The sequence below is a fragment of the Thermococcus nautili genome, from assembly GCF_000585495.1.
Lineage (GTDB): Archaea > Methanobacteriota_B > Thermococci > Thermococcales > Thermococcaceae > Thermococcus > Thermococcus nautili.
Genome location: NZ_CP007264.1, coordinates 321,407 through 346,561, shown reverse-complemented (window position 1 = coordinate 346,561; position 25,155 = coordinate 321,407). Strand labels below are relative to the sequence as shown.

The window sequence follows — 25,155 nt, the reverse complement described above, 5'->3', positions numbered from 1 at the left end:
AGAACTAATGACTCCTCAGGAAGCTATCCAGTTCCAGGGCAATCTGCTTGGCAATCGTCTTGTAGGGGTCTCTTTCCGTGAGTATTCCCGCCTTTACCCTTAGTTTCCACCAGTAGGTCACGGAAACCGTCTGGTTGAGAATATGCTCTTCGTTTAGCCTTTCGATGCTCGAAACGCGAAGTTTTATGGCAAGCTTCTCCAGGTTTTCTCCTGAGAGGGTTTTGCCGTTTGTTAGCAAGGTAAAGGTCTCGGCATCACCGGCGTAGGAGTAGTAGAGGATTCCAGAGACCCCGTATTCCCGATAGAGAATCCGGTTCTTGCTGAAGGAGTGGGGAAGGAAAACCACGACAAGCCGTCCCTTGAGGTCGTAGTTCATGGGTTCATCAACGAATTCAGGGGTCAAGTTATGGGAGCGTATAACTGTTGAGAGAGAACTTTTAAGGGCTTCCAAAAGTTGCGGCTCGGAAACTAGCAGGGCCACGTAAACGACGTTGGGATTCTCTGGAGCACTCCTCCAGCCGGTATCGTTGAGAATAAGAGAACCATCAAAATGGGACTCCCCCGACACTTCGGAGAGCACTGAGAATTCCGAAGCTATTCCGAGGCCAATAACTGCGGCGACTACAATGAGGACAATAAGGGCGCGCCCCCTCATAACGCATCAAAAGAAGTTGGGAATTTACTTTAAAAAGTTTTTCAAACCTCGGTCCCGATGTAGATACCGTGCCTCGTCCGCACGATTCTCACCTTTATTCTGTCCCCGACTTCCGCCTTCGTTCCAACGACCTCGATGAGCCGGTTTCTGGCCTTCGCAAGCATTTCACCCTCAATCCTGCCCGGAAGGACGACCTCTGCCTTTACGACCTCCCCAGGCCGGAAGGCGAGGGGAATGAACTCGCGCTTCTCCATGCCGAAGTGGCTCGGCTTCAGGACGAGGGGCTTCATTCCTGTTTTCTCCTCAAGCCCCCTCAGCCAGGCGTAGAACTCCTTGAAGGGGACAGTCTTGGCTATGACCGGGTTCCTGCCGAACTTGTAGGGAATGTAGTTCTGGAAGCCGAGGGCCGGCCAGCGCTTTCCGGCGCCGATTTTCCTCGCGAACTCTATGAACGCCTCCGCCTCGTCGTCGTTGATTCCGAAAATTATGACCGGGGCAATGAGGACGTCTATTCCCGCGTTCACAAGGGCCTCCGCCATCTCCAGAACGTGCTCAAGGTCGTAGCTCTTCATTCCCATGAGCATCTTCGCCTTGTCCGGGTCGAGGGAGTGTATTGAGAGGTTCACCCTGTCGAGGCCGGCCTCCGCCAACTCCTCGACGAGCTTGTCGTTGAGAAGCGTCCCGTTGCTCTGCATCGAGATTACCGAGACGTTCGGGTGCTCCCGCAACGCCTGAACGAGTTCCACTCTGAAGGGGTAGATGAGCGGTTCACCCTGACCGTCGAGGTGTGCCTCCAAACCCCTTCCCTTTATCCTCGCGACCTCGTCGAACCACTTCATCAAATAGTCGATATCAACGACGTAGTCAAGCTTTCTCGTCCTCGAATATGGCCCCTCATCAACGGAGCAGAAGATACAGCTCAGGTTGCACCCGCTGACGCCCCTAATTTGAATCAGGTTAGTTCCCCTGTCTATCAAACCGAAGGCGTTGTAGCCGAGGAGCGGAACGTCCATGGCCTCGTGAATGTAGAGGACCTTCCTCTTCGTGTAGCGGTTCCTGAGAAGTGCTCCGAGGTTGTTTTGAATGTAGAGCGCTATGAAGCCTTCAACTTTCTCGTAGTCGGTGTCTATGATTAGCGCGCCGTTTCGGGCCGTGATTTGAGGTGAGACGCGGTACTTCTTCCGGATGACCCGTTCAAGCTCTCGCTTTGGAAAGTCCGCGTAAAGGGTCTCACGCCAGATTAGCCGTATCGTGTCTCCCAAATCCTCAAACGTCACGTGGGGAAGGCGAAGCTCTATCATGGTCGTGAGTTTAACGGTGCGTTTAAAAACCCGTTGATGGACAAAACATCCGTCCGGAAGACTTTTAAATTCCCCCCTTGAAGACATGCGGGCATGGAAACATTTTAATACTATTGGCTTAAAGAGTCTACTGGTGAACTGAACTGGGTGGTAGCTCATGTGGGGGAAGATTGAGCATTACTTTGATGAGTATCCCGTCAGAAAGCAAATCGCCAAGACGCTTCTCAAGTACGGCCTCAAGGTCTCAGAGGACATGAAGATAAAGGCTGGAGACATCGAGGTGCCCTACACAAAGATAGCCAAGGCCCTCGACGTTGACAGGCGTGTCGTCAAGGAAACCGTTGCCATGATACTCAAGGTTCCGGAGCTCAAGGAGATATACACCAACCTCGAGCCGACCGTCCATATGAAGTACGTCGGCAGGCACGTTGGCTACGGCGTCATCGAGATTGAGCCCGAGCCGAGGGCCATAGGAATACTCGCCAAGATTGCGCAGAAGATAGCGGAGCGCGACATCAACATAGTTCAGGTCGTCGCGGAAGACCCGGAGCTCTACCCTGAGGCAACCCTGACCATCATAACCGAGAAGCCCATACCCGGCGACCTCATCAACGAGCTCTCAAAGCTCGAAGGCGTCAAGAGGATATCCATCTACTGACCGAATTTTTTTGGCCAGTATCCCTTCTTTCCCCAAAAGATTTTGTTACCTCTTCTCGAAGAATGAACGCTCGTGGACGCTTTTCCGGACTATGGGACAAATTAGAGACCCCTATTTTAACCAAAAGTTCTAAACCTTTCTTCTTCCCAGGTAAGGTTTATAAGTTATGGTTGGCAACCTTCGATAGTCACTCCAAATGAGTGCATCAACCTCCGGAGGGTTGAGTATGGAAGAAGCAAGTCGCGCCAGCAAGTTCGCCTACACTTTTATCGTGCTGTTTATTCTGTGGCTGGTCGTCACGGCCAGCCTTGACAGCCAGGAGTTGATAACCGGAGCCGTTATAGCTTTAATAGTAGCGGCACTGACGCACGACGTCTTCACCAAAGCAGGACTGGCAAACCTTCATCCAAAGAGGGTCGCCTACGCAATAGCATACATACCGTACTTCCTGTGGGCCATGATAATGGCCAACCTTGACGTGGCTTACAGGGTTCTTCACCCGGCGAGGCCCATAAGGCCCGGAATCGTCAAGTGCAAGACGGTTCTCAACAGCGACACCGGAAAGCTTTCTCTGGCAAACTCGATAACCCTCACACCAGGAACGATAACTCTCGACGTCGACGAGGATAACTACTTCATCCACTGGATTTGGGTTCCGGACGAGGTCCTCAACGCCAAGGACGATTCTGAGCACGTCGAAAAGGCCTCTGAGGCCATAACGAGGCCCTTTGAAAAGTACCTGAGGGTGATATTCGGATGATAGGGATTAACATTTATCTCGCCCTGATTGCGATAGCAACGCTCCTCAGCACCTACAGGGTCTTCAGGGGACCGACGACAGTTGACAGGCTGGTCGCCGTTGACATCATGACGACCATAACCACCGGGCTGATGGTGCTCTTCGCGCTCTACTACGGCAGAATGATTTACATCAGCGTTGCCCTCGTCTACGCGCTCCTTGCCTTCGGTGGAGTCATAGCCTTTGCCCGCTACCTGGAGGGAGGCCTATGAGCGTTCTGGCGATAATCGGTGAAGTCCTCGTCCTCATAGGGACGTTCTTCTACTTCCTGTCAGCACTCGGTCTGATAAGAATGCCCGACGTTTACAACAGGATGCAGACGTCCACCAAAAGCGCCACCCTCGGTTCGCTGGGCGTCATAGTGGGCGTTGGAATCTGGGCCGTTGGAAAGGGCTATTCTCCAGCGTGGATAGTGCAGACGATAGCTGTCGCGGGATTCCTGTTGCTCACCAACCCGATAAGCGCCCACGCACTCATAAGGGCCGCCTACAAGCGCGGAATTCCTCTCTGGCACGGTAGCGTCGTTGACAAGTATGGAGAACACCTCGCGAGCAAGGCGCAGGCCGAAAAGGCTGAGGGTGAGACTCCCGAGACCTCTGAGGAGGTGAGCGAATGAACTGCGTAACCTGCATCAACTACATCATAATAGGCGTTATGATAATCTCGGCGATACTCGCCGTTGAGTGGCGCGACCTCTTAGCGGCCGCCGTTGGAATGGCCGCGGTAAGCCTGTTCGCCTCAATACTGTTCCTAATCCTTCAGGCGCCGGACGTGGCAATGACCGAAGCGGCCATAGGGGCCGCGCTCAGCGGTGCGATATTCATCTTCGCCATAAAGAGAACCCAGCGCTTTGAGACAGAGGAGGAAGAGAGGCCCGGGTGGTGGGTAAGATGGTGAGCATACTGAAGAGGGGTCTCGCGATAATTACCCTGCTTATCATCGGCTACTGGCTCGCCCAGGGACTCGCTGGAGTTCCCTTCGGCCAGGATAAAATGCTCGTCGGACAGTACTACCTCGACCATGTTAAGGAGCAGACGGGCTCCGTCAACGCCGTTACCGCTGTTGTCGTCAACTACCGTGGCTTCGATACCCTCGGTGAGGTCACAGTCCTCTTCATAGCCTCCACCGGTGTTGGAGCGCTTCTCTGGGAGAGGAAGAAGAGGAGAACCGCGAAGACCGAGGGCTCAATCGTTCTCACCACAGGAACAAGGCTCCTCGTCCCCTTCGTGATACTCTTCGGCGCCTACATCTTCATCCACGGACACCTGACCCCGGGTGGAGGTTTCCCGGGAGGAGCCACCATAGCGACGGCGTTCCTGCTGCTCTACATGGCATTCACCATGTATGAGATTCCGCACAAGGCCTTTGAGAAGACCGAGGGGCTCGTTGGAATGGGCTACGTCATCGTCGGCCTCATAGGCCTCGCGATAGGCGGTTACTTCCTCTTCGACTGGATATGGCAGACCTGGGGCTGGGGACACGACAACATCGGCAGGCTCTTCAGCGGTGGCTTCATACCGATAATATACACCATCATAGGCCTCAAGGTCGGCACCGAGCTCAGCGGAATCATCGACAACATGCTCAAGGAGGAGGTGAGCGAATGAGCGTGCCACACATCAGTGCATTCTACTTCGGCGCGATTGCCCTCGTGCTCATAGGCCTCTACGCGATACTCGTCAAGAAGAACATCCTCAAGATGCTCATTGGGCTCAGCATCATGGAAACCGGCGTTAACCTGCTCCTCGTCAGCATAGGCTACATCTCCGGAAGGAGCGCGCCGATTCTGAGCGAGGGAATAGGGCCCAACCAGGCCGTTGACCCGATTCCGCAGGCGCTCGTTCTGACGGCGATAGTCATAGGCGTTGCCACAACCGCTATGGCCCTCAGCGCGGTTATAGTCCTCTACAAGCGTTACGGAACCCTCAACATTGAGGAGATAAGGAGGTTGAGAGGATGAACGGGCAGTACGCTTCACTCCTCATAGCATTACCTCTCCTCGGTGCCTTCTTCGTTCCCCTGATTAAGGGGCTCGGGAAGAAGGCGATAAAGACCTACGTGCTGATAATCACCGCGATACAGACCGGGATAGCGGCGTGGGTCTTCCAGGAGGTTTACTCAACAGGAAAGCCTATAATCGTCATCGCAGGTGGCTGGAAGCCCCCGGTCGGAATTAACCTCTACCTTGGCTACTTCGCCTCGCTCTTCGTGCTCATAGTGGCCTTAGCGAGCTTCCTCATGGCGGTATTCAACTTCAAGGCAATCGATGTTGAGCCCATAGACAAGTACGCCATGCTGTTCCTCCTGCTGATGCTCGGAGCCACTGGAATGATAGCGACCGGTGACATCTTCAACCTCTTCGTCTTCATGGAGATAACCGCCATAACGGCCTACGCGCTGACGGCTTACAACAAGACCGGCGAAGCTGCTGAAGCCTCGCTCAAGTACATGATTCTCGGAGGAATCGGTTCGAGCTTCTTCCTAATCGGCGTCGCGCTAATCTACGGCGCCACCGGAACACTCAACATGGCCCAGATAGCCCAGCTCGCCGGCCACATCAACCCGACCGTTGCCCAGGTCGGACTGGCTCTCATAATCTTTGGCCTTGCCGTCGAGGCGGAGCTCTTCCCGCTCAACGCCTGGGCGCCCGATGCATACCAGGCCGCACCGCACCCGGTAACGGCCATGTTCTCGGCCTTCGTCGTCAAGGCCGGCCTCTACGCGATGGCCAGGGTTCTCTACCTCATGAGCTCGGTCGGAACCTGGCACAACGTCCTCAGGCTCCTCGTAGTGATGGCCACCCTCACCGTCGTCGTGGCGGAGTTCTCGGCGTTGAGGCAGAGGAACGTCAAGAGAATGATAGCCTACTCGTCAATCAGCCAGGTCGGACTCATAGCGCTCGCCTTCGCCCTCGGAACCCAGGCGGGCGTTGACGCTGGAGTGTTCCAGATGGTCAACCACGCGATAGTGAAGGTTCTCCTGTTCCTCGGCGTTGGCTACGTTGCCGTACAGCTTGGAGGGGCCGAGATTGAGAACTTCCGCGGACTCGGCAGGAGGATGCCGGTTACCGCCTTCGGAATAACGGTAGGAGCAATGGCGGCCGTGGGAATACCGCTGTTCAACATATTCTGGAGCAAGCTCAGGATAATCCTGGCGACCATTGAAGTCGGCTACACCTGGGCGGCCTTCCTCGTCCTCGCGGCCAGCGTCGTGGAGGCGGTCTATTACTTCAGGCTGATTCACGCCATCTGGTTCGAGGGAGAGGGCGAGAGGATTTCGGAGAGCGTGCCTCTGATGGCCATAGTCGTCCTTCTGGTGGTGCTCGTAATAGCAATAGGCGTCTACCCGAACTACCTCTGGAGCGTCTCCCAGAAGGCCGGAAGCGACATCTTCAACGTCGCCCAGTACATTAAGAACGTCCCGCTGATGGGGGTGGGAGCATGAACGAGCTCATGATAATGCTCTTCGCACCTCTGGTGGCTGGCTTCATAGCCTGGGCCCTTGACATCAGGGGAATACGCGAGATTGTTGGAATCCTTGGTGCAGCGGTTCCCCTTGGGATACTCGCCAAGTACTACTCAACGATAGCTGGTAGCAACCCCGAAACCGTGACCCACACTATAACGATTGGCGGCTTTAAGCTGCTCTTCCAGCTCAACACAATCACCTGGTACTTCGCGGCGGTGGCTTCGCTCGTCGGCGTTGCGATGGCCTTTGGAATGGCCAGCACCTCAAGGAGCTCCTACGAGTGGCTCTTCGCCCTCATGAGCTACACCGGAGTGCTGGGAGTCTTCCTCAGCCAGGACTTCGTGGGCTTCTTCCTGTTCTGGGAGCTCATGACCTTCGCGAGCTTCATGATGGTGCTTAAGAGGAACAGACACGAGTCCCTCAAGTACTTCGTGCTCAGCGTCATCGGTGCCTACGCGATGCTCATAGCGATTGGTATACTCTACGCAAAGACCGGAGCGCTCGACTTCGGGGCAATCAGGCAGGCGCTCTACATGGACGCAATGCTCGGAAGCATGAGCAAGGGTCTCACAGCTCTCGTGTTCCTGCTGTTCCTGACGGCCTTCGGCGTCAAGGCAGGTGCCGTTCCACTCCACGTCTGGGCACCCGGCGCCTACAGCAAGGTTGACCAGAGCTACACTACCTTCTTCAGCGGAGCCCTCAGCAAGGCCGGAGCCTATGGTTTCCTGCTCATCTACATCCTGATGGGTGCCAAGCTCTACTACGCCCTTGGAGTCTGGCACGGCCATCTCGTGTTTGGGTACATCATAGCATGGCTCGGCGCGATAACAGTCGTCGTCGCTGGCTTCCTCGCAGTCCTTCAGGAGGACATCAGGAAGCTCTTCGCCTACTCGTCAATCAGCCAAGTCGGCTACATCCTCCTAGGTCTCGGTATTGGCACCTCACTTGGATTCGTTGGAGCCCTCTTCCACGTCCTCAGCCACGCGGTCTTCAAGGGCCTGTTCTGGCTCGTCGTCGCGGCGCTTATCCTGAGAACCGGTAAGACCAAGTTCGAGGACTTCGGCGGTCTGGCGGAGAAGATGCCGATAACCTTCGCGATGGCCCTCATAGCAGTCCTCAGCCTCGCCGGAATCCCGCCGATGGCAGGTTTCGCCAGCAAGTGGCTCCTCTACGAAGCTGCCATAAGCGCCCACATGCCACTGGTCGCGGGCGCGATATTCCTTGGAAGCGGTCTCGCTTTCGCCTACGTCGTCAGGTTCCTCTACGCGGTCTGGTTCGGCCAGAGACCGAGCGACCTTGAGGACGTCAAGGAAGCACCGCTCCCGCTCCTCATAGGCATGGCGATACTGGCTATCCCGAACCTCGTCTTCGGTATCGCCCCGGGCCTCGTGGTGAAGTTCATTGATGACATAATGTACTCTCTCTTCCAAATCCACATTCCCGTCGGCGGTGACTACTTCAAGCTCGTAACCCCAACTGGAACCTACAACGCCCTCCTCGTCACCGTAATCCTGACCCTCGGCCTTGCAATAGCGGGACTCATATTCATCTACGGAGCCAAGGCCAGGAAGGTTCCAGTTACAGACACCTATCAGTCAGGTAACCCAGTCACCGAGGACTACAACCTCAGCATGAGGAGAAACTTCTACAGGCCTCTCGCTGAAGCCCTTGACTTCTGGCTCAAGTACAGCTGGGACAGGTTCTACGAGCGCCTCGCCGGCATGTTCGAGGACTTCGCTGACTCCCTGAGGGAAGGGTTCTACAACGGAAACGTCCAGAGCTACGCCTGGTATCTTGCGGTGGTACTCCTAATCCTAGCACTGTGGGGGGTGTTGTGAATGTTCGACTGGAAGTTAGCACTTGAGGCCATCGGCATGATAATCTACGCCACCTTCATGGGTTTCATCTTCATGGGTATCGAGAGGAAGGCCATGGCGAGAATCCAGAGGCGCGTTGGGCCGCCCATCTACCAGCCAATCCTCGATACCCTCAAGCTCCTCGGAAAGAAGGAGAGCATAAGCCACGGCTTCATCTACGACTTCGGACCTGTCTTTGCCCTCGGAGCGAGCATAGCGGCGCTCCTGTTCATACCCATCGCCAACTTCCAGCTCTTCAGCAGCAACGCCGACCTGATAGTTGTCGCCTACCTCCTTGAGGTGCCGATGCTCGGGATAATGCTCGGTGCCATGAGCTCGGGCAACCCCTATTCAGCGGTCGGTGTCCAGCGTGGTCTGCTCACCATGGTTGCCATGCAGTTACCGTATGGTCTCGCGCTGATAGCATTAATCCAGCACTGGGGAACCTTCAAGCTGAGCAACATAGTGGCACTCCAGGGGGTTCACGGCTGGAGCATAACCGTTCCAGCGCTGCTTTTAGCTTTCATCGTCTTCGACATAGTCTTCCAGGCGATGCTCGGCCTCGAGCCCTTCGACATCATCACCGCCCCCGCGGAAATCTCGATGGGTCCAATGGTCGAGTATGGCGGCAAGCACGCGGCACTGCTCTTCACCCAGCACGCGGTTCAGCTCTTCGCCGAGACCGCGTTCTTCGCCGTGCTCTTCCTCGGCGGAGCGAGTAACCTGCTCGAGCTCCTCGTCAAGCAGATAGCGGTGCTCTTCATCGCGATATTCGTCGCCAGCATCTACCCGCGCTTCACCATCGACCAGGCCGCGAAGTTCTTCTGGAAGTGGCCGACCATACTGGGAATAATAGCCGTAATCCTCACGATGGGGTGGTGAAAGATGGGAGAGGATTTCATAAGCTACGAGCTCAAGGAGTTCAAGCTCTTCGAGCCGCTCTTCAGATGGGCGAGAAAGAAGAGCATCTGGCTGGTGGCGTTCTGTACCGGGTGCGGCGGCATAGAGATGCCGCCCCTCTTTACAGCTCGCTATGACATTGAGAGATTCGGTATGATGCCGAACCCATCCCCAAGGATGGCAGACCTGTTCCTGATTACGGGCTACGTCACGCCAAAAACGCTGAAGAGAATCATCATAACCTACGAGATGATGCCCGACCCCAAGTACATCCTCGCCCACGGCTCATGCCCAATCAACGGCGGCGTCTACTGGGACTCCTACAACGTCGTCAAACAGCTTGACAAGTACATCCCGATAGACGTTGCCATAGCCGGCTGTATGCCGAGGCCCGAGGCGGTTATGGACGGAATCCAGGAGATAATGAGGAAAATAGAGAGCGGGGAAGCGGACGGCTGGAAGCGCTATAGGGAGAACTACGAGTGGTACAGGAAGAACCAGGACGAGCTCTTTGGAGAGGGATGGCGTGAGAAGGACGCCAAGAGGTGGTTGGCATGGCTGTGAACGATAACAAGGTTGAGAACAAGGTTGAAACCGTTGAGAAGGCCGAGGAGAAAAAGCCCGAGCTCCCGAACACCAAGGAGGGCAGGCTCGTGAAGGAGCTCCTCGAGAAGGCCCCCTACGCGGAGGGAAGCGTCAGGCGCGAGAAGAGGATAGAGTTCAAGGTTCCTGCCGAGAGGATACACGAGTTCCTCGAGCTTGCCAGCGAGAGGTTCGAGATGCTCATGCAGATAAGCGTCGTTGACTGGCTCAAGGAGAACCAGTTCGAGCTCGTCTATCAACTCTGGAGCGTCAGCGAGAGCGTTCATGCATTTGTCAGGACGAGGGTTCCAAGGGAGAACGCAGAGGTGCCGACTGCCATGGACATCTGGCCCGTTGCAGAGACCTACGAGAGGGAGGCACACGAGTTCTTCGGCATAAACTTCAAGGGCAACCCGAGGCTCGGACCGTTCATACTCGAGCCGCGCGAATACGAGAAGCACCCGCTCAGGAAGGACTTCAACACCCTTAGCTACGTCAAGACAATCTACGGTGATGACTTCGACAGGTACGATGAGAGTAAGACGAACTACGTGATATGAGGTGATGCTCATGGCGAATTTGGAGGTTCCAAAGGAGCTTAGGGAGGAAGCGAGAAAGCACGACATGTACCTGACCCCGATAGCCAAGGACACCTATGAGCTGTTCTTCGGTCCACAGCACATGGCGACCGAGAACTTCAGCATAATCCTCAAGATGGACGGCAACAGGATAGAGAAGGCCATAGTTAACCCCGGATTCCTGCACCGCGGTTTCGAGAAGCTCGCCGAGCAGAGGCCCTACTTCACTAACATCGCCCTGCTCCTCCGTATCTGTGTTCCCGAGAGCGACGTTCCGGAAAACATATACTCAATGGCCGTTGATGAAATAGTCGGCTGGGAGGTTCCTGAGAGGGCGATATGGATTAGGACAGTTGTGCTTGAAATGGCGAGGGTTTCAGCCTGGATGTTCTGGATAATGGGATTTGGAAACGAGATAGGCCTCTACACCCCGGGCCAGTGGGCCGCCGCCTACCGTGAGAGGTTCATGCGCCTCTTTGAGGAGCTCACCGGCGGAAGGGTCTACCACATCTACACCGTCCCCGGAGGAGTCAGGAGGGACATCCCAGGAGACAAGTGGCTGAGGCAGTTGAGGGACACCGTTGAGTACATCAAGTCCAAGCTCAAGGACTTCGATGAGATACTCTTTGACAACTACATTATGTTCGAGAGGACTGAAGGCGTTGGCGTGATGGACAAGAAGTTCGCCCTCAAGCACGCGGTCACCGGGCCGAACCTCAGGGCCGTGGGAGTTCCCTACGACGTCAGGAAGGACGACCCCTATTACCTCTACCCAGAGCTCGACTTCGAGGTTCCGGTCCTGAAGGAAGGAGACAGCCTCGCGCGCGTTCTCGTCAGGAGGTACGAGCTGGAGCAGGACCTCTACATACTCGAACAGCTTCTCGACATGGGGCCGCCGAGCGGGCCCTACATGGTGCAGGACCCCAAGCTCAAGAACCTGCCGAGGTTCAAGGTTCCGGCAGGAGACGCCTACGCCCACGTTGAGAGCACCAAGGGAGACTTCGGAGCCTACGTCGTCAGCGACGGAAGCCACAAGCCCTACCGCGTCCACGTCCGTGGACCGAGCCAGAGCCACGGAGTTACGGTGCTTGAGGAGCTCCTCAAGGGAGCCCGCCTCGCCGACGTGCCGGTCATATTGAAGACCCTTGACAACTGTCCGCCCGACATAGACAGGTGATGACGATGCCCGCGAGAGTCGTTGGTGAGGAAAAGGTCAAGCTCAAGAAGTCCTTCGTCAAGCCCTGGATGGGCATCAAGTACCTCTTCAAGAAGCCCGTGACGATAAAGATACCCTTCGAGAAGATAGAGCCGGCTCCAAAGTACAGGGGATTCCACACGCTCGACTGGAAGAAATGTGTGGGCTGTAACTTCTGCGGTCAGATATGCCCGGCGAGGGCAATAGAGATGACCTGGCTCGAAGTGGACGGCAAGATGGAGAAGAGGCCCCACCCGAAGGTTGACTACGGTCGCTGTACGTTCTGCCAGTTCTGTGTCGACGTCTGCCCAACGGGAGCGCTCGGCTTCAGCGAGGCCTACATCCTGACGACCGACGGAACTGAGGATGCCCTTGAGCTCTTCAACTGGGTGCCGATTCACCCGGACAAGGTCAGGGAGCTCAACGAGAAGTACGGCGACTACCGCTTCCCGGTCGTCAAGATTGAGAAGCTCGGCGATGGAACCTACCGCTACCACCTCCGCGACGGAGAGGTCTTCGAGTTCAAGATACTTGGCTACGGCATAAGGCCACCCAAGAAGCCCACCCCTGCCAAACCTGCCACCAAGTCCACTGCAAAGAAGGAGACCAGTAAACCCGCCGAAAAGACGGAATCAAAGCCGGCCGAGAAGAAGGAAGGGGCTTGAGCCCCTCTTTTCTTCCCCTTTAAAGGATTCTTTCCAGGATTATTGCAGTCAGGGCTCCTACCGCCATTCCCGACTCGAGTATGCTCGAAACGAGCCTTGGAAGGGATTCAAGGAGCTGAGGCGGTAGCTGCGGTGCGCCAAGCCCGGCTATCAGCGAGGCCGCGAGAATCAGCGTGTTCCTGTCGTTGAACTCAACCTTTTCCTTTATCAGCCTAAGTCCAGTAACGCTTATCATGCCGTAGAGGGCCAGCGTCAGGCCGCCGAGGACCGGGGCGGGCATTGAGGCGAGGATTCCCGCGAACTTCGGGAGGAGCGAGAGGAGAATCAGGATAACCGCCCCCACCTGAACCACGTGCCTGCTACCAACTTTGGTAAGGGCAACGACACCTATGTTCTCTGAATAGCTCGTGGTTCCGCAGGCCCCGAGGAAACCGGCTACCGAGCAGGCGAGGCCTTCAGCGCCTATACCCCTTGCTATCCTTCCCTCAGTTATCTCGGAACCGGTAACCGTTGCTATCGCGTGGTAGTCACCAACGCTCTCGATGATGCTGACCATGAAGGCGAAGAGGAGGAGCACTATCGCTGTTAAATCGAATACCGGCTCTCCCCAGGGGAACGGCTTGGGAACGCTTAGAGCAGGAAGGCTTTCCACGAGGTTTAGGTTGACGAGGCCAAGGGGAAAGCTCACCGCGTAGCCAACGAGGGCACCCACAACGACCGGCATTGCCCTCGTTCTCCTTCCCCTCAGTGCAACGAAGAGGGTTGTGAGAAACGTTATCAGACCCACAAGCACGGCCCTTCCGACGGTCCCGCCGGAGGGGTCGGCGTAGGCGTTGAAGAAGTTATTAACGGCCACGTCGGCGAGGCTGAAGCCAATGAGAGTTATCGTAACCCCAGTAACGAGGGGCGTGAAGAGCTTCCTGACCCTTCCGATTATTCCGAGCCAGCCGATTAGGGCCTCAATCAGCCCGCCAACGATTAGCGCCCCCTGAACCGCGGCCATTCCAATGCTTGAGCCAATCGCTATCAGCCCAGGGATGAAGGCAAAGCTCGAACCCTGGACTATCGGATAGCGCGAGCCTATCGTCGTCTGGAGAAGCGTTGCTATTCCCATCGCCAGCAGGACGGCCTGTATCATCGTCGCTATCTGGGAACCGCTGAGCCCTATCGCCCCGCCTACTACAAGAGGCACCGTCACCGTCGCCCCAAACATCGCCAGAACGTGCTGAAGGCCAAAAACCAAAGCCTTGGAAGGTTCAACCCTATCCTCTATCCCCACTTTGAGAACGGGTTTCCTTGCGTTTTCCAGGCTTTCCATTGAAGCCCGCTCGGGCTGTGTAGGTAGTTGTATAAAAAGTTTTCGGAAAAGTTGAGAATAAGCAGGCTTTTGTCAATCACCACCCCTGCACCTTTTCAAGGACTTCATCTGAAACCCTGCCTTCTTCAACGTCCTCAATTGCTTCTTCAAGCTTGTCAAGGCCTTCCTCAAGGAGCTCCTCCTCTATCGTCAGCGGGGGCTGAATCCTCAGCACGTTGCCCTGGAGAAAGGCCACTATTAACCCCAGCTCGTAGGCCCTCCAGACGACCTTCTTGGCCTCGTCGTAGGCCCTCTCCTTGGTTTCCCTGTCCTTAACGAGGTCAACGCCGAGCATCAGGCCAAGCCCGCGGACGTCGCCGATGAGCTCGTGCCTCTTCTTCATTCTTTCAAGCCTTTCTTTTGCTTTCTTCCCGAGCTTTTCGGCCCTCTGAAGGAGGTTCTTCTCCTCGATTTCCTCGATGACGGCTAAAGCCGCGGCGCTCGCGACGGGGTTTCCTGAGAGGGTGAATGCATGGCCGAGAGGGGGCAGGGAATCCATTATCTCCCCCCTTCCGACGATTGCACTTATAGGCAATCCACCGCCAAGGGGCTTTGCGAGGGTTATGATGTCGGGCTCAACGCCGAAGTGCTCGATGGCGAACCACCTGCCCGTCCTCCCGAGACCGCTCTGGACTTCATCAACGCCGAGGAGAATGCCGTGTTCGTCGAGGAGCCTTTTGAGCTTTCTGAAGTAGCCCTCGGGCGGAACCACCATTCCGGCATCGCCCTGTATCGGCTCAGCTAAGAGAAGAGCTACTCCCTCAGCGTGAACCTCGCCCTCGAACTTCTCCTTGAGGTACTCAAGGCACTCCATACGGCACTTCCCCGGTTCTTTCCCGAAGGGACAGCGGTAGCAGTTGGGGTAGGGGATGAAGTGAACGTCGCTGAGCTGGCCGACCTTCGAGCGAACCTCAAAATCGAGACCGGTAACGCTCATGGCCCCGTAGGTGGAGCCGTAATAGCTCCTGAGGTAGCCGATTACCGACCTCCTTCCAGTGTAGGCCCTCGCGAATTTTATGGCCCCGTCATTAGCGTCGCTCCCGCTGAGGCCGAAGGCAACCTTCGCGTTCTCAACCGGTGCAAGTTCGCTCAGCTTCCGGGCGAGAAGGTACGGCTCAGCCGGAAAGCCGTAGATAAAGGTGAAGTGAAGCAACCTCTCAGCTGTCTTTTTGACTGCCTCGACAACCCTCGGGTTGTTGTGCCCGACGTTCTGAACGGCCGCATCGCTCAGGAAGTCTATGTACTCCCTCCCTTCAACGTCCCAGACGAGGGCGTTTCGAGCTTTGTAGGGGACGATTGGGGCGTAGGTAACGTGGGATGCGCGCGAGATGTAGCGGGAGTAGCCCTGAATAACCTCATCCTTTGGGAGCAACATGGGACCACCGTTAACCATATGCGTTTGGAATTAATAGGAATTTCGGTTAATTTTTGCGAAATTAGCGGAAAACTTTAAAAATAACATCACAAAAATTCAAAATTGGTGGGCCAAAATGGCTGAGATTGAACGACTTGACGAACTCGACAGGGCGATACTTCACATCCTCCAGGAGGACGGGAGAGCCAGCTATTCGGAGATAGCGAGAAGGCTTAAGGTGCCGGAATCGACGGTCAGGCTCAGGGTTAAAAAGCTTGTTGAGAGGGGCGTTATAAGGAAGTTCGCGGCGCTGATAAACCCCTTCAAGGCCGGCTACTCAATAGTGGCCTTTATAGCGGTGGACGTTGAGCCGAGCAAGATAAAGGAAGCCGTTGAGAAGCTGAAGGAGCTCCCGGAGGTGGACGTCCTGGGCATAGCGACCGGGGCCCACGACATACTGATGCAGGTGACGGTAAGGGATTTGCAGGAACTTGAGAACTTCCTCGTTGAAAAGCTCGGTAGGATAGATGGGATAAAGAGCACAGAGACATCAATCCTCACGAGCGTGAAGAAGTGGGGCTACGCGAGGGTGTTTTAGGTCACCTTCTCCAGCCCATCCTTTTTGACGATGTAAGTGTCCTCGTGCTTTATTGCCCCTTCGGGAATCATTAGAGGTGGGTGTATTATCGTGAGAACCATGTTTTCCTGTACTCTGGTGGCCCTCTGCGGAACCACTATCGTCGCTATTGGAGGTTCCTCCACGAGCAGACCAACGCCGTGTGTGTAGCCGGCTATGTACGCGTCCCCAAAGCCCCTCTCTTTGAAAAGGCTGGCAATCTTCTTTTCAACTGCATTTATCGGGGCCCCAACCCTCGTCTCCTCCAGAGCGAGTTTGTAGGCTTCCATCTTGACTTCCATCGCTTTCTTAACTCTCTCGCCGGGTTCACCAACGATGAAAGTCCTCGCGGTGTTGGCGTAGTAGTGGTTCCAGTCGGTTCCGATGACGACGGTAACGACGCCGTTTTCGGGAACCTTCAGGTCGCGGAAAGGCTCGGCGTGGGCCCTTGGAGTCGTTGAGACGTACACTTTAGGCTCTTCGCTCCCGCTGAGCATGAGTTCCCTCGTTATCTCTGCCACTATCTCCAGCTCGCTGACACCGGGCTTTATGACTTCCCCGGCGACCTTCATTCCCTTCCGCGCTATCTTTCCCGCCTTCCTGATGTTCTCCAGCTCCCACTCGTCCTTTATCATCCTCAGGCTCATCGTGAGGTCGAGCACGTCCACTATCTCCACAGTCGGGTTTAGGCGTTCAAATATCTTCAGGAATATCAGGTAGGCGTCCCTCTCGACCCCGAACTCGAGGCCGACCCTCTCCATACCGTTCCTGTGGACCCAGCTGACGACACCGGCCATAAGGTCTTCAACGCGCTGATACTCAACAACGTTCTCAATCCAGCTCCTCTCCTTGAACAGCTCCGCCTCACCCTTAACAACGAAAACGACCGGCTCTCCCTCAGCGGGTATGAGAAGACTCGGCCTGAGCCACTTGGTTCCGGTGAAGTATATGAAGCTGGACAGCGTCCTGATGACGGCACCGTCTATCTCGTTCTCCCTCAAAAGCTCCTGAAAGCGCTCAACTCGTTTTTTAAAGATTCTCTCATCCCCGCGCATCTCAATCCCTCCAGTCGAGCAGTCTCTTCTCGCCCTCTATCCTCTTATACTCTCCGATGTCCATCGTAATCTCAAGGGTTCCCAGGTAGTTCCCGTTCCTGTCAAAGAGGGGCACGTACTTGATGTAGACGTACTTCGGGCCAAGCCTGAGCCAGAACGTTGCCTCCCTTTTTCTGCCCTCCTTGAAGGCCCTCAGGATTTTGTTAACGATGTGAACGCTCTTCGGAGGGTGGCAGAGCTGGACCGGTCGTCCGAGAATCGACGGCGTCCTTGTGAATATCCTCTCGCCCGGGGAAAAGAACCGAACGCGGTCATCCTTGTCTATGAAGGTAACGTCAACGGGGAGGGCCTCAAATATGGCCTTAAGCTCCTCGACGCTCACGAAACCGGTGCCGAGGTCAAGGTCTCCATCGCGCCTCAGCTGGCCTTTGTCAAACTCCAGGGGCTGGCCCTTAAGGGCCTGCTGAACCTCCTTTGGAAGGCTTAGCAGTTCCTCAGCGCTCAGCTCCGGGTTGATTTGCCAGGGCTGGAGCGGTTTAACGTCCTCTCCCGGGTCCCATTCAGGCGGGTTCACCTTGTAGTAACCAATCTCGTCGTCCTGCATTCTTACTGCCTTCCACTCGCCGTCGCTGAGGAGGGCATTGAGGGTTGGATAGTAGATGTTGTTCTCCCTGAAGACCATGTCGCTCAGCGCAAAGGATGCCTCGCCGGCTTTCGCCTTGAAGCGCTCAACGAACCCCTCCCAGGGCATCTCATCCCTCCGGGCCAGAAGTCCGTAAAGGTGCTTTAGCATGAACCTTATCTCGTCGTGTTTCGTCCAGAGGACAGTTGCTATTGCCGTCAAACCCCTCCTCTCAATGTAGGGAAACGTCAGCATCTCGTCGCGGTTGTAGTGGGTGAAGCCGACCTTCCGGAGGTTTCCAACTATCTCCTCCAGAACTCCGAGGATTTCCTCCCTCATGCGCTCATCTCTCGTCGTTGCAAGGGTTCTCGCGTAGAGGTTCAGCATCTCAGCGTCCTTGAGGATTTCCCTGTTCTCCATGTAGCGAACCCAGAGGGGATGCCCCTCAGGAAGTTCTTTCTCCTCAACCTCGTCCGTTCCCTTTACCGCCTCCCTGAAGAGCTCGACGTGAAGGTCGCACATCTTGGCGATGTCCTTGGCGGAAACGCCTTCCTTCACGAGCTCCTGCTCGATGATTGGAATTTCAAGGGGAGATATCGAGCTTAGAACTGCCCGGAATTCCTCCTTAAGTGAATTAACATCCTCACCGTTATGAATCCTGAGGAGAAGGGCCTTCAGGGCTTCCTTCTTCTGCTCGCGGTTTGAGAGCAATTCGGTCATGATACCACCTTCATGACAAATGTCATGGGGGACATATTTAAGTCTTTCTGGGCAGAAATGTGTATGAAAGAACACGAAGAAAAGGGAGATATGAAATCAGTCGAGCAGGGGCGAATCCTCGCTCACAGCGGTGGTGGAGTTGAGCATCCTCTTTAAGTCCTCCTCGGGCTCGCTTATGAGCCTGAGGTCGAACTTCTTCCTGAGGGTCTCGAAGATGTTCGGCGTGAAGAACTCAGGAGCCTTGGGTCCGATGTAGATGCCCTTGATTCCGAGGTAGAGCAGGCTGTAGAGGATTCCGATGGCCTTCTGCTCCATCCAGCTGAGGACTATGCTGACCGGGAGCTCGTTGAGGCCGACGTCCAGCTCCTTCGCGAGTGCCCCGGCAATCTGGATTATCGAGTAGACGTTGTTGCACTGGCCGAAGTCCATGAAGCGCGGTATTCCCTCGATTTCGCCGTAGTCGCGCCTGTTGTAGCGGAACTTACCGCACGCGGCCGAGAGGATTATGGCATCTTCGGGCACCATCGCGGTGAGCTTCTCGTAGTAGCTCATCTTCGGGTTGGGGACGTCACAGCCACCTATGACGAAGACGTGCCTTATCTTGCCCTCGTTTATGAGCTCGATGAGCTTATCCATAAGCGGGAGCACGTTGGTGTGGTGGAAACCGGTGACGATGTAGCCGTCGTCCCTCTTTTCCATCTTCGGCGTCTCGAGCGCGCGCTTGATGAGGGGCTCGTAGTCGTTCTCGAGGTGGGGAACGCCCTCAAGGCCCGCTATGTCGGTGGTGAACATCCTGTCGGCGTAGCTCTTCGGCGGCTGCTGGACGCAGTTGCTGGTTCCGAGGATTGCACCCGGGAACTCGGTGAACTCCTTCCTCTGGTAGACCCACGAACCGCCCCAGTTGCCATAAAGGGACTTGAACTTCCTGAACTCCGGATAGGAGTGGGCCGGAAGCATCTCGGAGTGGGTGTAGACCCTAATCTGGTCCTCGAGGCCCATCTCCCTTATCTGCTTGAGGAGTTCGTAGAGCGCCCTGTAGGTGTGGCCGGTGACGAGAATTCCGTGCCCCTCGTCGGTTCCGGTCGGAACCTTGACCGGCTCCGGGTTTCCGTAGGTCTCGGTGTAAGCTTTGTCAAGGAGCTCCATCGCCTTAAGGTGTATCCTGCCGTTCTCAAGGATGAGCTCAAGGAAGCGGTTCTTGTCGAAGTTCACGTTGGTGAGCGTTGAGTAGAGGGCCTTTGACAGGAAGAAGCCGATTTCATCGTCCTTGTAGCCGAGCTCGTAGGCGTGGTAATAGTAGGCGGCGGTTCCCTTTATTCCGTAGATGAGAGCCTCCTGAAGGGAGTTCAGGTCGGGGTCCTTGCCACAGATTCCCCTAAAGGTACACCCTCCTGGCAGGCTCATCGAACACTGGTCGCACCTCATCAGAACGCCCGCTTCCTTTCCGCCCTTCGGAACCTTCACGGCCATCTTTCCACCCCCTTATTATGACACTTGTCATATGAATGTTATGGTAAGTGATTTAAATTTTTTATCCAGAACAAGGCCAGCTCTCGGTTTACAAATCAACAAAAATAAGCCGACTAAGTTTTCAAAAGGACCAAAAGCCTTAAGTATTCCGCGGGTCATGTTTTGCATATGAAGGTCAACGCCTTCGAGGTCGCATCCCGCTACGTTTACCCCTCCCTCAGAAGACGCCTCGTGGAGCACCTCCGGGGGAGGGGGTTGAAGCAGACCGAGATAGCGGAGCTCCTTCACGTCACCCAGTCGGCGGTTTCGCGCTACCTCAATATGGACAGGGGTGCCCTCATAGACGTTTCAAAGTTCAGGGAGATTGACGACGAGCTAAGAACCCTTGCCGAGGAGATAGCGGAGTTCCGGCCGAGCGAATACGACATTCACATGAGACTCATCGGCATAGCCCTCAAGATGCTCGGCAAGGGCTACGTCTGCTCCTTCCACGCCAAGATAGACCCCGAGGTGAACCCCGTCGAGTGCAGGGTTTGCATAGAGTTGTTCGGCTGAGCTAAGGCTTCTCGGACCCTCTAAGAGAAGGTTTATACCTTTCGATGCGTATTTTAGCCAGGTGATTAACGTGAAAAGGGCGCTCGTTACCCTGACGCCACCCGAGAGCAAGAGGCTCATAGCGAAGGCCGTTGTTGCCATGCCGGAAGTTCAGCGCGCGCTGAAGGAGGGCTTCGTTTACATAGCGACGGGAACAACTGCCGCTTACATTGCGGAAGAGATACTGGGTAAGGAAATAGAGAAGGAGAAGTGGACGATTGGGACAATAAGCAATGGAAGAACCTGTGTTACTCCGAAAAAAACGTGGCCAAAGCACCTCGTTCTGTACCGGGGAGAGCCCTTCGACGACCCTCAGGAGGCCCTCCGGAGAATGGGCCCGAAGGACGTCTTTATCAAAGGCGCCAACGCCATCGACATAAACTGGAACGTCGCGGTTTTTGCCGCGGCTCCGGACGGGGGAACGATAGGCAAGACCTTCGGATGGACGATAACGAAGGGGGTTTTCACAATCACCCCTGTGAGCCTTGAAAAGTTCGTGCCAACGCCGGTTGAGGAAAGTGCCAAGCTCACGGGCATATACTCCTTCGACTGGGGAACGGGCCTCTACGCGGCGCTCGTCCCGATACCTCACTCACACCCTGTGACGGAGGTCGAGGCTTACAAGATACTTGCAGGAGTGGAGGCGGTACCCATAGCCTCAGGTGGCGCTGGAGGGGCTGAGGGAAGCGTCACCCTCGTGCTTCAGGGCGACGATGAAGCTATGGAAAGGGCGAGGGAGATAACAAGGGCCGTAAAGGGCGAACCCCCGCTCAAGCCTTACACAGAGGACTGCTCGGTCTGTCCCTTCGCGGGCATATGCGGACTGGGCAGTAAAACAATCTGAGAGGTGTCAATATGAGGAGAAAGCTCGCCGTCTTTTTCGTTTTGATGCTTCTGCTCCTCCCCCTTGCCCTTGCCGACGAGTACGGGGAGGACGAGAACGAGTACGATGCCGGCTATACAGCGTTCGCGGTACTCGGCGTTGTGCTGATTGGCGCGGGCGTTGTCTACTACGCCCTCACGAAGCGAAAGCTCCTGATAAAGCACCGCAAGGACGATAAGTGGGGCTTTGAAATCCAGCCCGAGCACCCGTACGTGACCTTTATAGGCCCGGTATCCCCAATGACGGTTCACCACGCCCTGACGATAACGGGAACGGTTCTGGTCTTCGTCCACTTCCTCTCCTGCGGGAACTACGTGGGAATCGGTGGCATCGCTGGTCTTGCGATGGGAGTAACCCTCATTGCCCTCAACGTCCTCGGCTTCATTGGCCGGGCGATAAACAGGAAGATACTCGCCCTTGCAAAGACCGGACGGAAGGAGGAGGTTGCCAGATACGTGAAGATGTACCAGCGCTGGAAAAAGGCCCACATAGCGCTCGCGGTGCTCTTCGCGGTTCTGCTCGCGATTCACCTGAACGCCGTTGATTGAAGAGTTTTGCAGATTTCCGCCGTTAGCGTTTTAATTTTTCTGCGGATTTCTCCCTCAGGTGATAGTATGGACGAGCTGGAGATGATAAGGAGAAAGAAGATGCTTGAACTCATGAAGCGAGCGGGCATGATTGAGGTAAAGCCGAAACGTAAGGTCGTCATCGAGGTCATAACGGCCCCGGGATGCCCCTACTGTCCGATTGCCGTCCAGATGGCCAAAGAACTTGAGGGGAAGTATGAGGGTGTCGTGGCCAGGGAGCTCAGCGTTGCCACGCCAGAGGGGCAGAGGAAAGCCATGGAACACAACATCCTCGGAACGCCGACGATACTCATCGACAACAGAGTGGAGTTCATTGGGGTTCCAAACTTCGCGGAGTTCGAGAAAAGGGTCAGGGAACGGCTCGGGTTAGGAGCCCCCCGATAAAACCCAGACGCCTATCGCAATGAGCAGAATTCCCGCGATGACGGAAAGCTCCATGCTGTGCCTGACCATCGCCTGGGAGAAGCGCTTGCTCTCGCTCACGCTCCCCATGGCGAGGAGTATTACGACGAGGGGAAGCACGAAAATGACGTTGTAGAGGGCCAGGAGGAAGAAAGCGAGGGCCCTGCTCCCGTGGGCTATTATCGTCGCGTAGACGAGGTAACTGCCGGCGGAACAGGGGAGGAGCGTCGTCGAGACAATGACGCCGAGGGCAAACGAACCCGCGAAGGTCGCGTCGGCGCTGAATATCTTCTTTCTTATCTTCCCCTTGTCGCCTATCCTCGAGCGCTCCATTATCCCCGTGACTATTGTGTAGACTCCGAAGCCTATCGCAAAGACTCCGGCGAGCCACAGGGGGATGTACTGTCCCAGAAAGAGCAGGCCGACGCCGAGGAGGTAGTACGAGACGTAAACTGCCAGGATAAAGGCCGAGCCGATGATGTAAAGTCTCTTCCGCGACACTTCCCTCACTGATATCGCGATGAGGAGCATGGTGTAAATCACAAAGGTGCATGGGTTTATCGAGTCGCTCATCGCCAGGGCGTAGAACTTGGGGATAAAGCCCGGAATGCCCAGGAGGTAGAGAACTACGGCGCTTAACCCGAAGGAAGCCAGCAGGATTATCGCGAGGGCCTTGATTTCGCTCTTCATGGTTGAGAATACCCGAAAGGGCTTTTCACCCTTTCCAAAACGAAAGGTTGAAAACGAAAGGTCAGCCCGTCGAGTTCCCGGTCGATGTTGAGTTGGCCTTCAGCTCATTGAAAATCTTCTGGACGTCAACCGACTGGTGCTTCACGAATATCGTGTAGAGGGCATTGATGACGAGCTTGGCCTTGGGGTCCTTGTATGAGAGCAGGTAGGTCTTGCCGGTTAGGAGTAGCACGCCGTCGTTCTTGATTGCCGTCGCGATTATTTCGGGCGTTGCGGTCACGTTGAACTCTCCCTCTATGACCGCGTAGAGGGTTCCGTTGTAGGTAATCGCTATCGCCGGAACGCCGGTTATGCCCGTGAGCTGGGCGAGCTCGTTGAAGAGCATCATGTTAGTCTGGTTGCCCACGAGCTCGTAGTAGGTTAAGGCCTTCTCGCCGTACTCCTGGGGAATCCACTCGTGCATGTGCCGGCAGTGGGGGCAGGTTTTCATACCGTACATGTAGAAGTGAATCTCGTTCAGATAAATCCTCGTGCCGTTGACGTCAACGTAGGCCGGTTTTGAGGTTGTCGATGTTGAAGAAGTGCCCGTCGTGCCGTTGCTCCCGATACAGCCCGCGGAGAAACCGAGGAGAACCAGCAACAGTAGGAGCACTCCAGCCTTTTTCATCAGACCACCGGTGTTCTATCCAATGGAGAGGTTATAAAGTTAACACAACCAGAACCCTTAAATCGGGCGGGGTCATAATGATATGGGGGTCTTCATGCAGGCATGGTACCGCTCGCGGGCCCTTTACGATGCAGTCATGAAGCTCGTGAAGGCAGGGAAATTTGACGAGGCTATGAAGCTCGCCGGGGGAATACCTGACGGGAGCGTCCGTTCCAAGGCCGTCAACGGAATAGTCGTGGAGATGGCGAAGGAGGGAGAGGATTACAGGGATGCCCTTGACAGGGCGATAGAGACGGCACTATCAACAAAGAACCCGACGAAGAACCTGATGGGGCTGGCCTTTGAGTTCCTTGAGATGGGGAAGTTCGACGACGCCCTCTACATAGCGGAGCATATAACCGACCTCGCCAACAGGTCGAAGGTGCAGGCGGAGGTCGCGCTCAGACTCGCGAGGAAGGGTGAACTCGATAGAGCGATGAAGCTCATAGAAGACATCCTCGACGAGGACGTCAAAACGTGGGCAACCTCAATGCTCGCGAGCGAGCTTTAGCGCGAGGAAGTTAAAACCAGCCGTTTTATCTGCCGTTTTTGACAGAAACCCCGCCACAACCCTTTTTTAGTGGAGCCCGTTTTTATCCCGGGTGAGACCATGAACGGTGGAGAGATAATCGGACTGCTCGGAATGCTGCTCCTCGTGAGCGCTTGGGTTCCTCAGACCCTGGAAACAATAAGGACGAGAAAGTGTCCCCTGAACATGCAGTTCATAATAATCTACGTGACCGCCTCGACCCTGCTGACGATATACTCCTACATAATCGGGGACTGGATATTCTTCGCCCTGAACTTCCTCGCGGCGTTGCAGAGCGCGATAAACCTCGTGGTGAAGTTGAGGGAAAAGAAAAGCACCTAACTCCGCCTGTAGAGCCCCACGAGCTCTCCCCACTGGATAACGTGGCCTTCCATGGCCTTCTCCAGTTCTTTTCTCGTCGCCCCCGGCGGAAGGTTCAGCGTCGTGTCGAGGGCATAGACCTTGAAGTGGTAGTGATGAACACTCCCCCCAGGCGGGCAGGGACCACCGTAGCCTATCCTCCCGAAGTCGTTCCTTCCCTGAACCATCGGAATCGGCTTCTCAACCTCGCCGACCTTCGGAACCGCCTCGGGAATCTCGCCCACCGGCGGAATGTTCCAGGCAATCCAGTGAGTGAAGGTTCCCGCGGGAGCATCGGGGTCGTCCACGATTATGACAAGGCTCTTCGCCTTCTCGCTGATGTTACCGATGAATATCGGCGGGTTTATGTCCTCTCCGTCGCAGGTGAACTTAACGGGGATGTAGCTCCCGTTGTGGAAGACTGAACCGACCTCAAGGGTCTTAGGTGCGGTCGTTTTCTCACCTCCCCCACTTATACAGCCCGACCCGATTAGAAGCGCGATTATTAGCAGAGGTATCCATGTCCTCATGTTCAAACCTATGTCTTCATCCG

Annotated in this window: 31 protein-coding genes; 21 read left to right on the top strand and 10 right to left on the bottom strand. The window is 55.6% G+C overall.

What is annotated here, in order from left to right; translation table 11 throughout:
• Window positions 1-4: 4 nt before the first annotated feature.
• Both BD01_RS01965 and BD01_RS01960 read right to left on the bottom strand, forming a co-directional pair.
• Complete coding sequence (locus tag BD01_RS01965) at window positions 5-655, bottom strand: hypothetical protein (RefSeq protein WP_042689385.1); 651 nt, start codon at window positions 653-655, stop codon at window positions 5-7.
• A gap of 41 nt (window positions 656-696) precedes the next feature.
• Entirely contained in the window at window positions 697-1,956 is a 1,260-nt protein-coding gene (locus tag BD01_RS01960) for a radical SAM protein (protein ID WP_042689382.1), read from the bottom strand.
• Between the two features lie 157 nt (window positions 1,957-2,113).
• On the opposite strand from BD01_RS01960, the gene BD01_RS01955 reads away from it, so the two are divergent.
• The 14 genes from BD01_RS01955 to nuoI all read left to right on the top strand — a co-directional run bounded on the left by BD01_RS01955 (window position 2,114) and on the right by nuoI (window position 12,657).
• Window positions 2,114-2,614 carry a hypothetical protein gene (locus BD01_RS01955; RefSeq protein ID WP_042689379.1) on the top strand — a complete coding sequence of 167 codons (501 nt, stop codon included), beginning with the start codon at window positions 2,114-2,116 and terminating at the stop codon, window positions 2,612-2,614.
• Between the two features lie 226 nt (window positions 2,615-2,840).
• Complete coding sequence (locus tag BD01_RS01950; protein WP_042689378.1) at window positions 2,841-3,374, top strand: Na+/H+ antiporter subunit E; 534 nt, start codon at window positions 2,841-2,843, stop codon at window positions 3,372-3,374.
• Complete coding sequence (locus tag BD01_RS01945) at window positions 3,371-3,625, top strand: monovalent cation/H+ antiporter complex subunit F (RefSeq protein ID WP_042689377.1); 255 nt, start codon at window positions 3,371-3,373, stop codon at window positions 3,623-3,625. The genes BD01_RS01950 and BD01_RS01945 overlap by 4 nt, the downstream gene beginning before the upstream one ends.
• Complete coding sequence (mnhG, locus tag BD01_RS01940; protein ID WP_042689376.1) at window positions 3,622-4,029, top strand: monovalent cation/H(+) antiporter subunit G; 408 nt, start codon at window positions 3,622-3,624, stop codon at window positions 4,027-4,029. Before BD01_RS01945 ends, mnhG begins: the two co-directional genes overlap by 4 nt.
• Window positions 4,026-4,310, top strand: a complete 285-nt coding sequence (locus BD01_RS01935) for a DUF4040 domain-containing protein (protein ID WP_042689374.1) — start codon at window positions 4,026-4,028, stop codon at window positions 4,308-4,310. Before mnhG ends, BD01_RS01935 begins: the two co-directional genes overlap by 4 nt.
• Window positions 4,311-4,312: 2 nt before the next feature.
• Entirely contained in the window at window positions 4,313-5,020 is a 708-nt protein-coding gene (locus BD01_RS01930) for a Na(+)/H(+) antiporter subunit B (RefSeq protein WP_042693102.1), read from the top strand.
• A complete protein-coding gene (locus BD01_RS01925) occupies window positions 5,017-5,373 on the top strand; it encodes an NADH-quinone oxidoreductase subunit K (RefSeq protein ID WP_042689372.1) in 357 nt (118 codons plus the stop codon). The genes BD01_RS01930 and BD01_RS01925 overlap by 4 nt, the downstream gene beginning before the upstream one ends.
• Window positions 5,370-6,857: a proton-conducting transporter transmembrane domain-containing protein gene (locus BD01_RS01920; protein ID WP_042689369.1), complete on the top strand. Its 1,488-nt coding sequence runs from the start codon at window positions 5,370-5,372 to the stop codon at window positions 6,855-6,857. Before BD01_RS01925 ends, BD01_RS01920 begins: the two co-directional genes overlap by 4 nt.
• Window positions 6,854-8,719, top strand: coding sequence for a proton-conducting transporter transmembrane domain-containing protein (locus BD01_RS01915; RefSeq protein WP_042689367.1), 1,866 nt, complete (start codon window positions 6,854-6,856; stop codon window positions 8,717-8,719). The genes BD01_RS01920 and BD01_RS01915 overlap by 4 nt, the downstream gene beginning before the upstream one ends.
• Window positions 8,720-9,619: a respiratory chain complex I subunit 1 family protein gene (locus tag BD01_RS01910; protein ID WP_042689365.1), complete on the top strand. Its 900-nt coding sequence runs from the start codon at window positions 8,720-8,722 to the stop codon at window positions 9,617-9,619.
• Between the two features lie 3 nt (window positions 9,620-9,622).
• Window positions 9,623-10,201, top strand: coding sequence for a NuoB/complex I 20 kDa subunit family protein (locus tag BD01_RS01905; RefSeq protein WP_042689364.1), 579 nt, complete (start codon window positions 9,623-9,625; stop codon window positions 10,199-10,201).
• The gene (locus BD01_RS01900; RefSeq protein WP_042689362.1) at window positions 10,192-10,779 is read left to right on the top strand and encodes an NADH-quinone oxidoreductase subunit C; all 588 of its coding nucleotides are present in this window, start codon (window positions 10,192-10,194) and stop codon (window positions 10,777-10,779) included. The genes BD01_RS01905 and BD01_RS01900 overlap by 10 nt, the downstream gene beginning before the upstream one ends.
• A gap of 10 nt (window positions 10,780-10,789) precedes the next feature.
• Window positions 10,790-11,974 carry an NADH-quinone oxidoreductase subunit D gene (locus BD01_RS01895; protein ID WP_042689361.1) on the top strand — a complete coding sequence of 395 codons (1,185 nt, stop codon included), beginning with the start codon at window positions 10,790-10,792 and terminating at the stop codon, window positions 11,972-11,974.
• A gap of 5 nt (window positions 11,975-11,979) precedes the next feature.
• The gene (nuoI, locus tag BD01_RS01890; protein ID WP_042689359.1) at window positions 11,980-12,657 is read left to right on the top strand and encodes an NADH-quinone oxidoreductase subunit NuoI; all 678 of its coding nucleotides are present in this window, start codon (window positions 11,980-11,982) and stop codon (window positions 12,655-12,657) included.
• 19 nt (window positions 12,658-12,676) lie between these two features.
• Here the strand turns inward: nuoI and BD01_RS01885 are convergent, their stop codons facing one another.
• Entirely contained in the window at window positions 12,677-13,975 is a 1,299-nt protein-coding gene (locus tag BD01_RS01885; RefSeq protein WP_042689357.1) for a uracil-xanthine permease family protein, read from the bottom strand.
• Window positions 13,976-14,051: 76 nt separating this feature from the next.
• Window positions 14,052-15,389, bottom strand: coding sequence for a leucine/methionine racemase (locus BD01_RS01880; protein ID WP_042689356.1), 1,338 nt, complete (start codon window positions 15,387-15,389; stop codon window positions 14,052-14,054).
• 115 nt (window positions 15,390-15,504) lie between these two features.
• Between BD01_RS01880 and BD01_RS01875 the strand changes: the two genes are divergently transcribed.
• Window positions 15,505-15,966: an Lrp/AsnC family transcriptional regulator gene (locus BD01_RS01875; protein WP_042689354.1), complete on the top strand. Its 462-nt coding sequence runs from the start codon at window positions 15,505-15,507 to the stop codon at window positions 15,964-15,966.
• On the opposite strand, the gene BD01_RS01870 is transcribed toward BD01_RS01875, so the two are convergent.
• The 3 genes from BD01_RS01870 to hcp all read right to left on the bottom strand — a co-directional run bounded on the left by BD01_RS01870 (window position 15,963) and on the right by hcp (window position 19,851).
• Window positions 15,963-17,039 (bottom strand): M24 family metallopeptidase, encoded by a 1,077-nt coding sequence (locus BD01_RS01870; protein WP_042689352.1) that lies wholly within the window; start codon window positions 17,037-17,039, stop codon window positions 15,963-15,965. The two genes, BD01_RS01875 and BD01_RS01870, sit on opposite strands and share 4 nt — an antisense overlap.
• A 1-nt stretch (window position 17,040) precedes the next feature.
• Window positions 17,041-18,381 (bottom strand): DUF438 domain-containing protein, encoded by a 1,341-nt coding sequence (locus BD01_RS01865; protein ID WP_042689350.1) that lies wholly within the window; start codon window positions 18,379-18,381, stop codon window positions 17,041-17,043.
• 96 nt (window positions 18,382-18,477) lie between these two features.
• Window positions 18,478-19,851 carry a hydroxylamine reductase gene (gene hcp, locus BD01_RS01860; protein WP_245599262.1) on the bottom strand — a complete coding sequence of 458 codons (1,374 nt, stop codon included), beginning with the start codon at window positions 19,849-19,851 and terminating at the stop codon, window positions 18,478-18,480.
• 168 nt (window positions 19,852-20,019) lie between these two features.
• On the opposite strand from hcp, the gene BD01_RS01855 reads away from it, so the two are divergent.
• The 4 genes from BD01_RS01855 (at window position 20,020) to BD01_RS01840 (ending at window position 22,299) form a co-directional block, all read left to right on the top strand.
• Window positions 20,020-20,406, top strand: a complete 387-nt coding sequence (locus BD01_RS01855; RefSeq protein WP_042689348.1) for a transcriptional regulator — start codon at window positions 20,020-20,022, stop codon at window positions 20,404-20,406.
• Between the two features lie 70 nt (window positions 20,407-20,476).
• On the top strand, window positions 20,477-21,289 hold the full coding sequence (locus BD01_RS01850; RefSeq protein WP_042689346.1) for a sugar phosphate isomerase family: 813 nt from the start codon (window positions 20,477-20,479) through the stop codon (window positions 21,287-21,289).
• 11 nt (window positions 21,290-21,300) lie between these two features.
• Window positions 21,301-21,876: a hypothetical protein gene (locus BD01_RS01845; RefSeq protein WP_042689344.1), complete on the top strand. Its 576-nt coding sequence runs from the start codon at window positions 21,301-21,303 to the stop codon at window positions 21,874-21,876.
• A gap of 66 nt (window positions 21,877-21,942) precedes the next feature.
• A complete protein-coding gene (locus BD01_RS01840; RefSeq protein WP_042689342.1) occupies window positions 21,943-22,299 on the top strand; it encodes a thioredoxin family protein in 357 nt (118 codons plus the stop codon).
• On the opposite strand, the gene BD01_RS01835 is transcribed toward BD01_RS01840, so the two are convergent.
• Together BD01_RS01835 and BD01_RS01830 are read right to left on the bottom strand one after the other, a co-directional pair.
• Window positions 22,282-23,007 (bottom strand): electron transporter, encoded by a 726-nt coding sequence (locus tag BD01_RS01835; protein ID WP_042689340.1) that lies wholly within the window; start codon window positions 23,005-23,007, stop codon window positions 22,282-22,284. The genes BD01_RS01840 and BD01_RS01835 overlap by 18 nt on opposite strands.
• Window positions 23,008-23,068: 61 nt before the next feature.
• Window positions 23,069-23,674 carry a glutaredoxin gene (locus BD01_RS01830; protein WP_042689338.1) on the bottom strand — a complete coding sequence of 202 codons (606 nt, stop codon included), beginning with the start codon at window positions 23,672-23,674 and terminating at the stop codon, window positions 23,069-23,071.
• A gap of 82 nt (window positions 23,675-23,756) precedes the next feature.
• On the opposite strand from BD01_RS01830, the gene BD01_RS01825 reads away from it, so the two are divergent.
• Window positions 23,757-24,224 (top strand): hypothetical protein, encoded by a 468-nt coding sequence (locus BD01_RS01825; RefSeq protein WP_449449434.1) that lies wholly within the window; start codon window positions 23,757-23,759, stop codon window positions 24,222-24,224.
• A gap of 99 nt (window positions 24,225-24,323) precedes the next feature.
• A complete protein-coding gene (locus BD01_RS01820) occupies window positions 24,324-24,584 on the top strand; it encodes a hypothetical protein (RefSeq protein WP_042689335.1) in 261 nt (86 codons plus the stop codon).
• Here BD01_RS01820 and BD01_RS01815 read toward each other — a convergent pair.
• On the bottom strand, window positions 24,581-25,132 hold the full coding sequence (locus BD01_RS01815; RefSeq protein WP_042689334.1) for a YbhB/YbcL family Raf kinase inhibitor-like protein: 552 nt from the start codon (window positions 25,130-25,132) through the stop codon (window positions 24,581-24,583). The genes BD01_RS01820 and BD01_RS01815 overlap by 4 nt on opposite strands.
• Window positions 25,133-25,155: the final 23 nt, after the last annotated feature.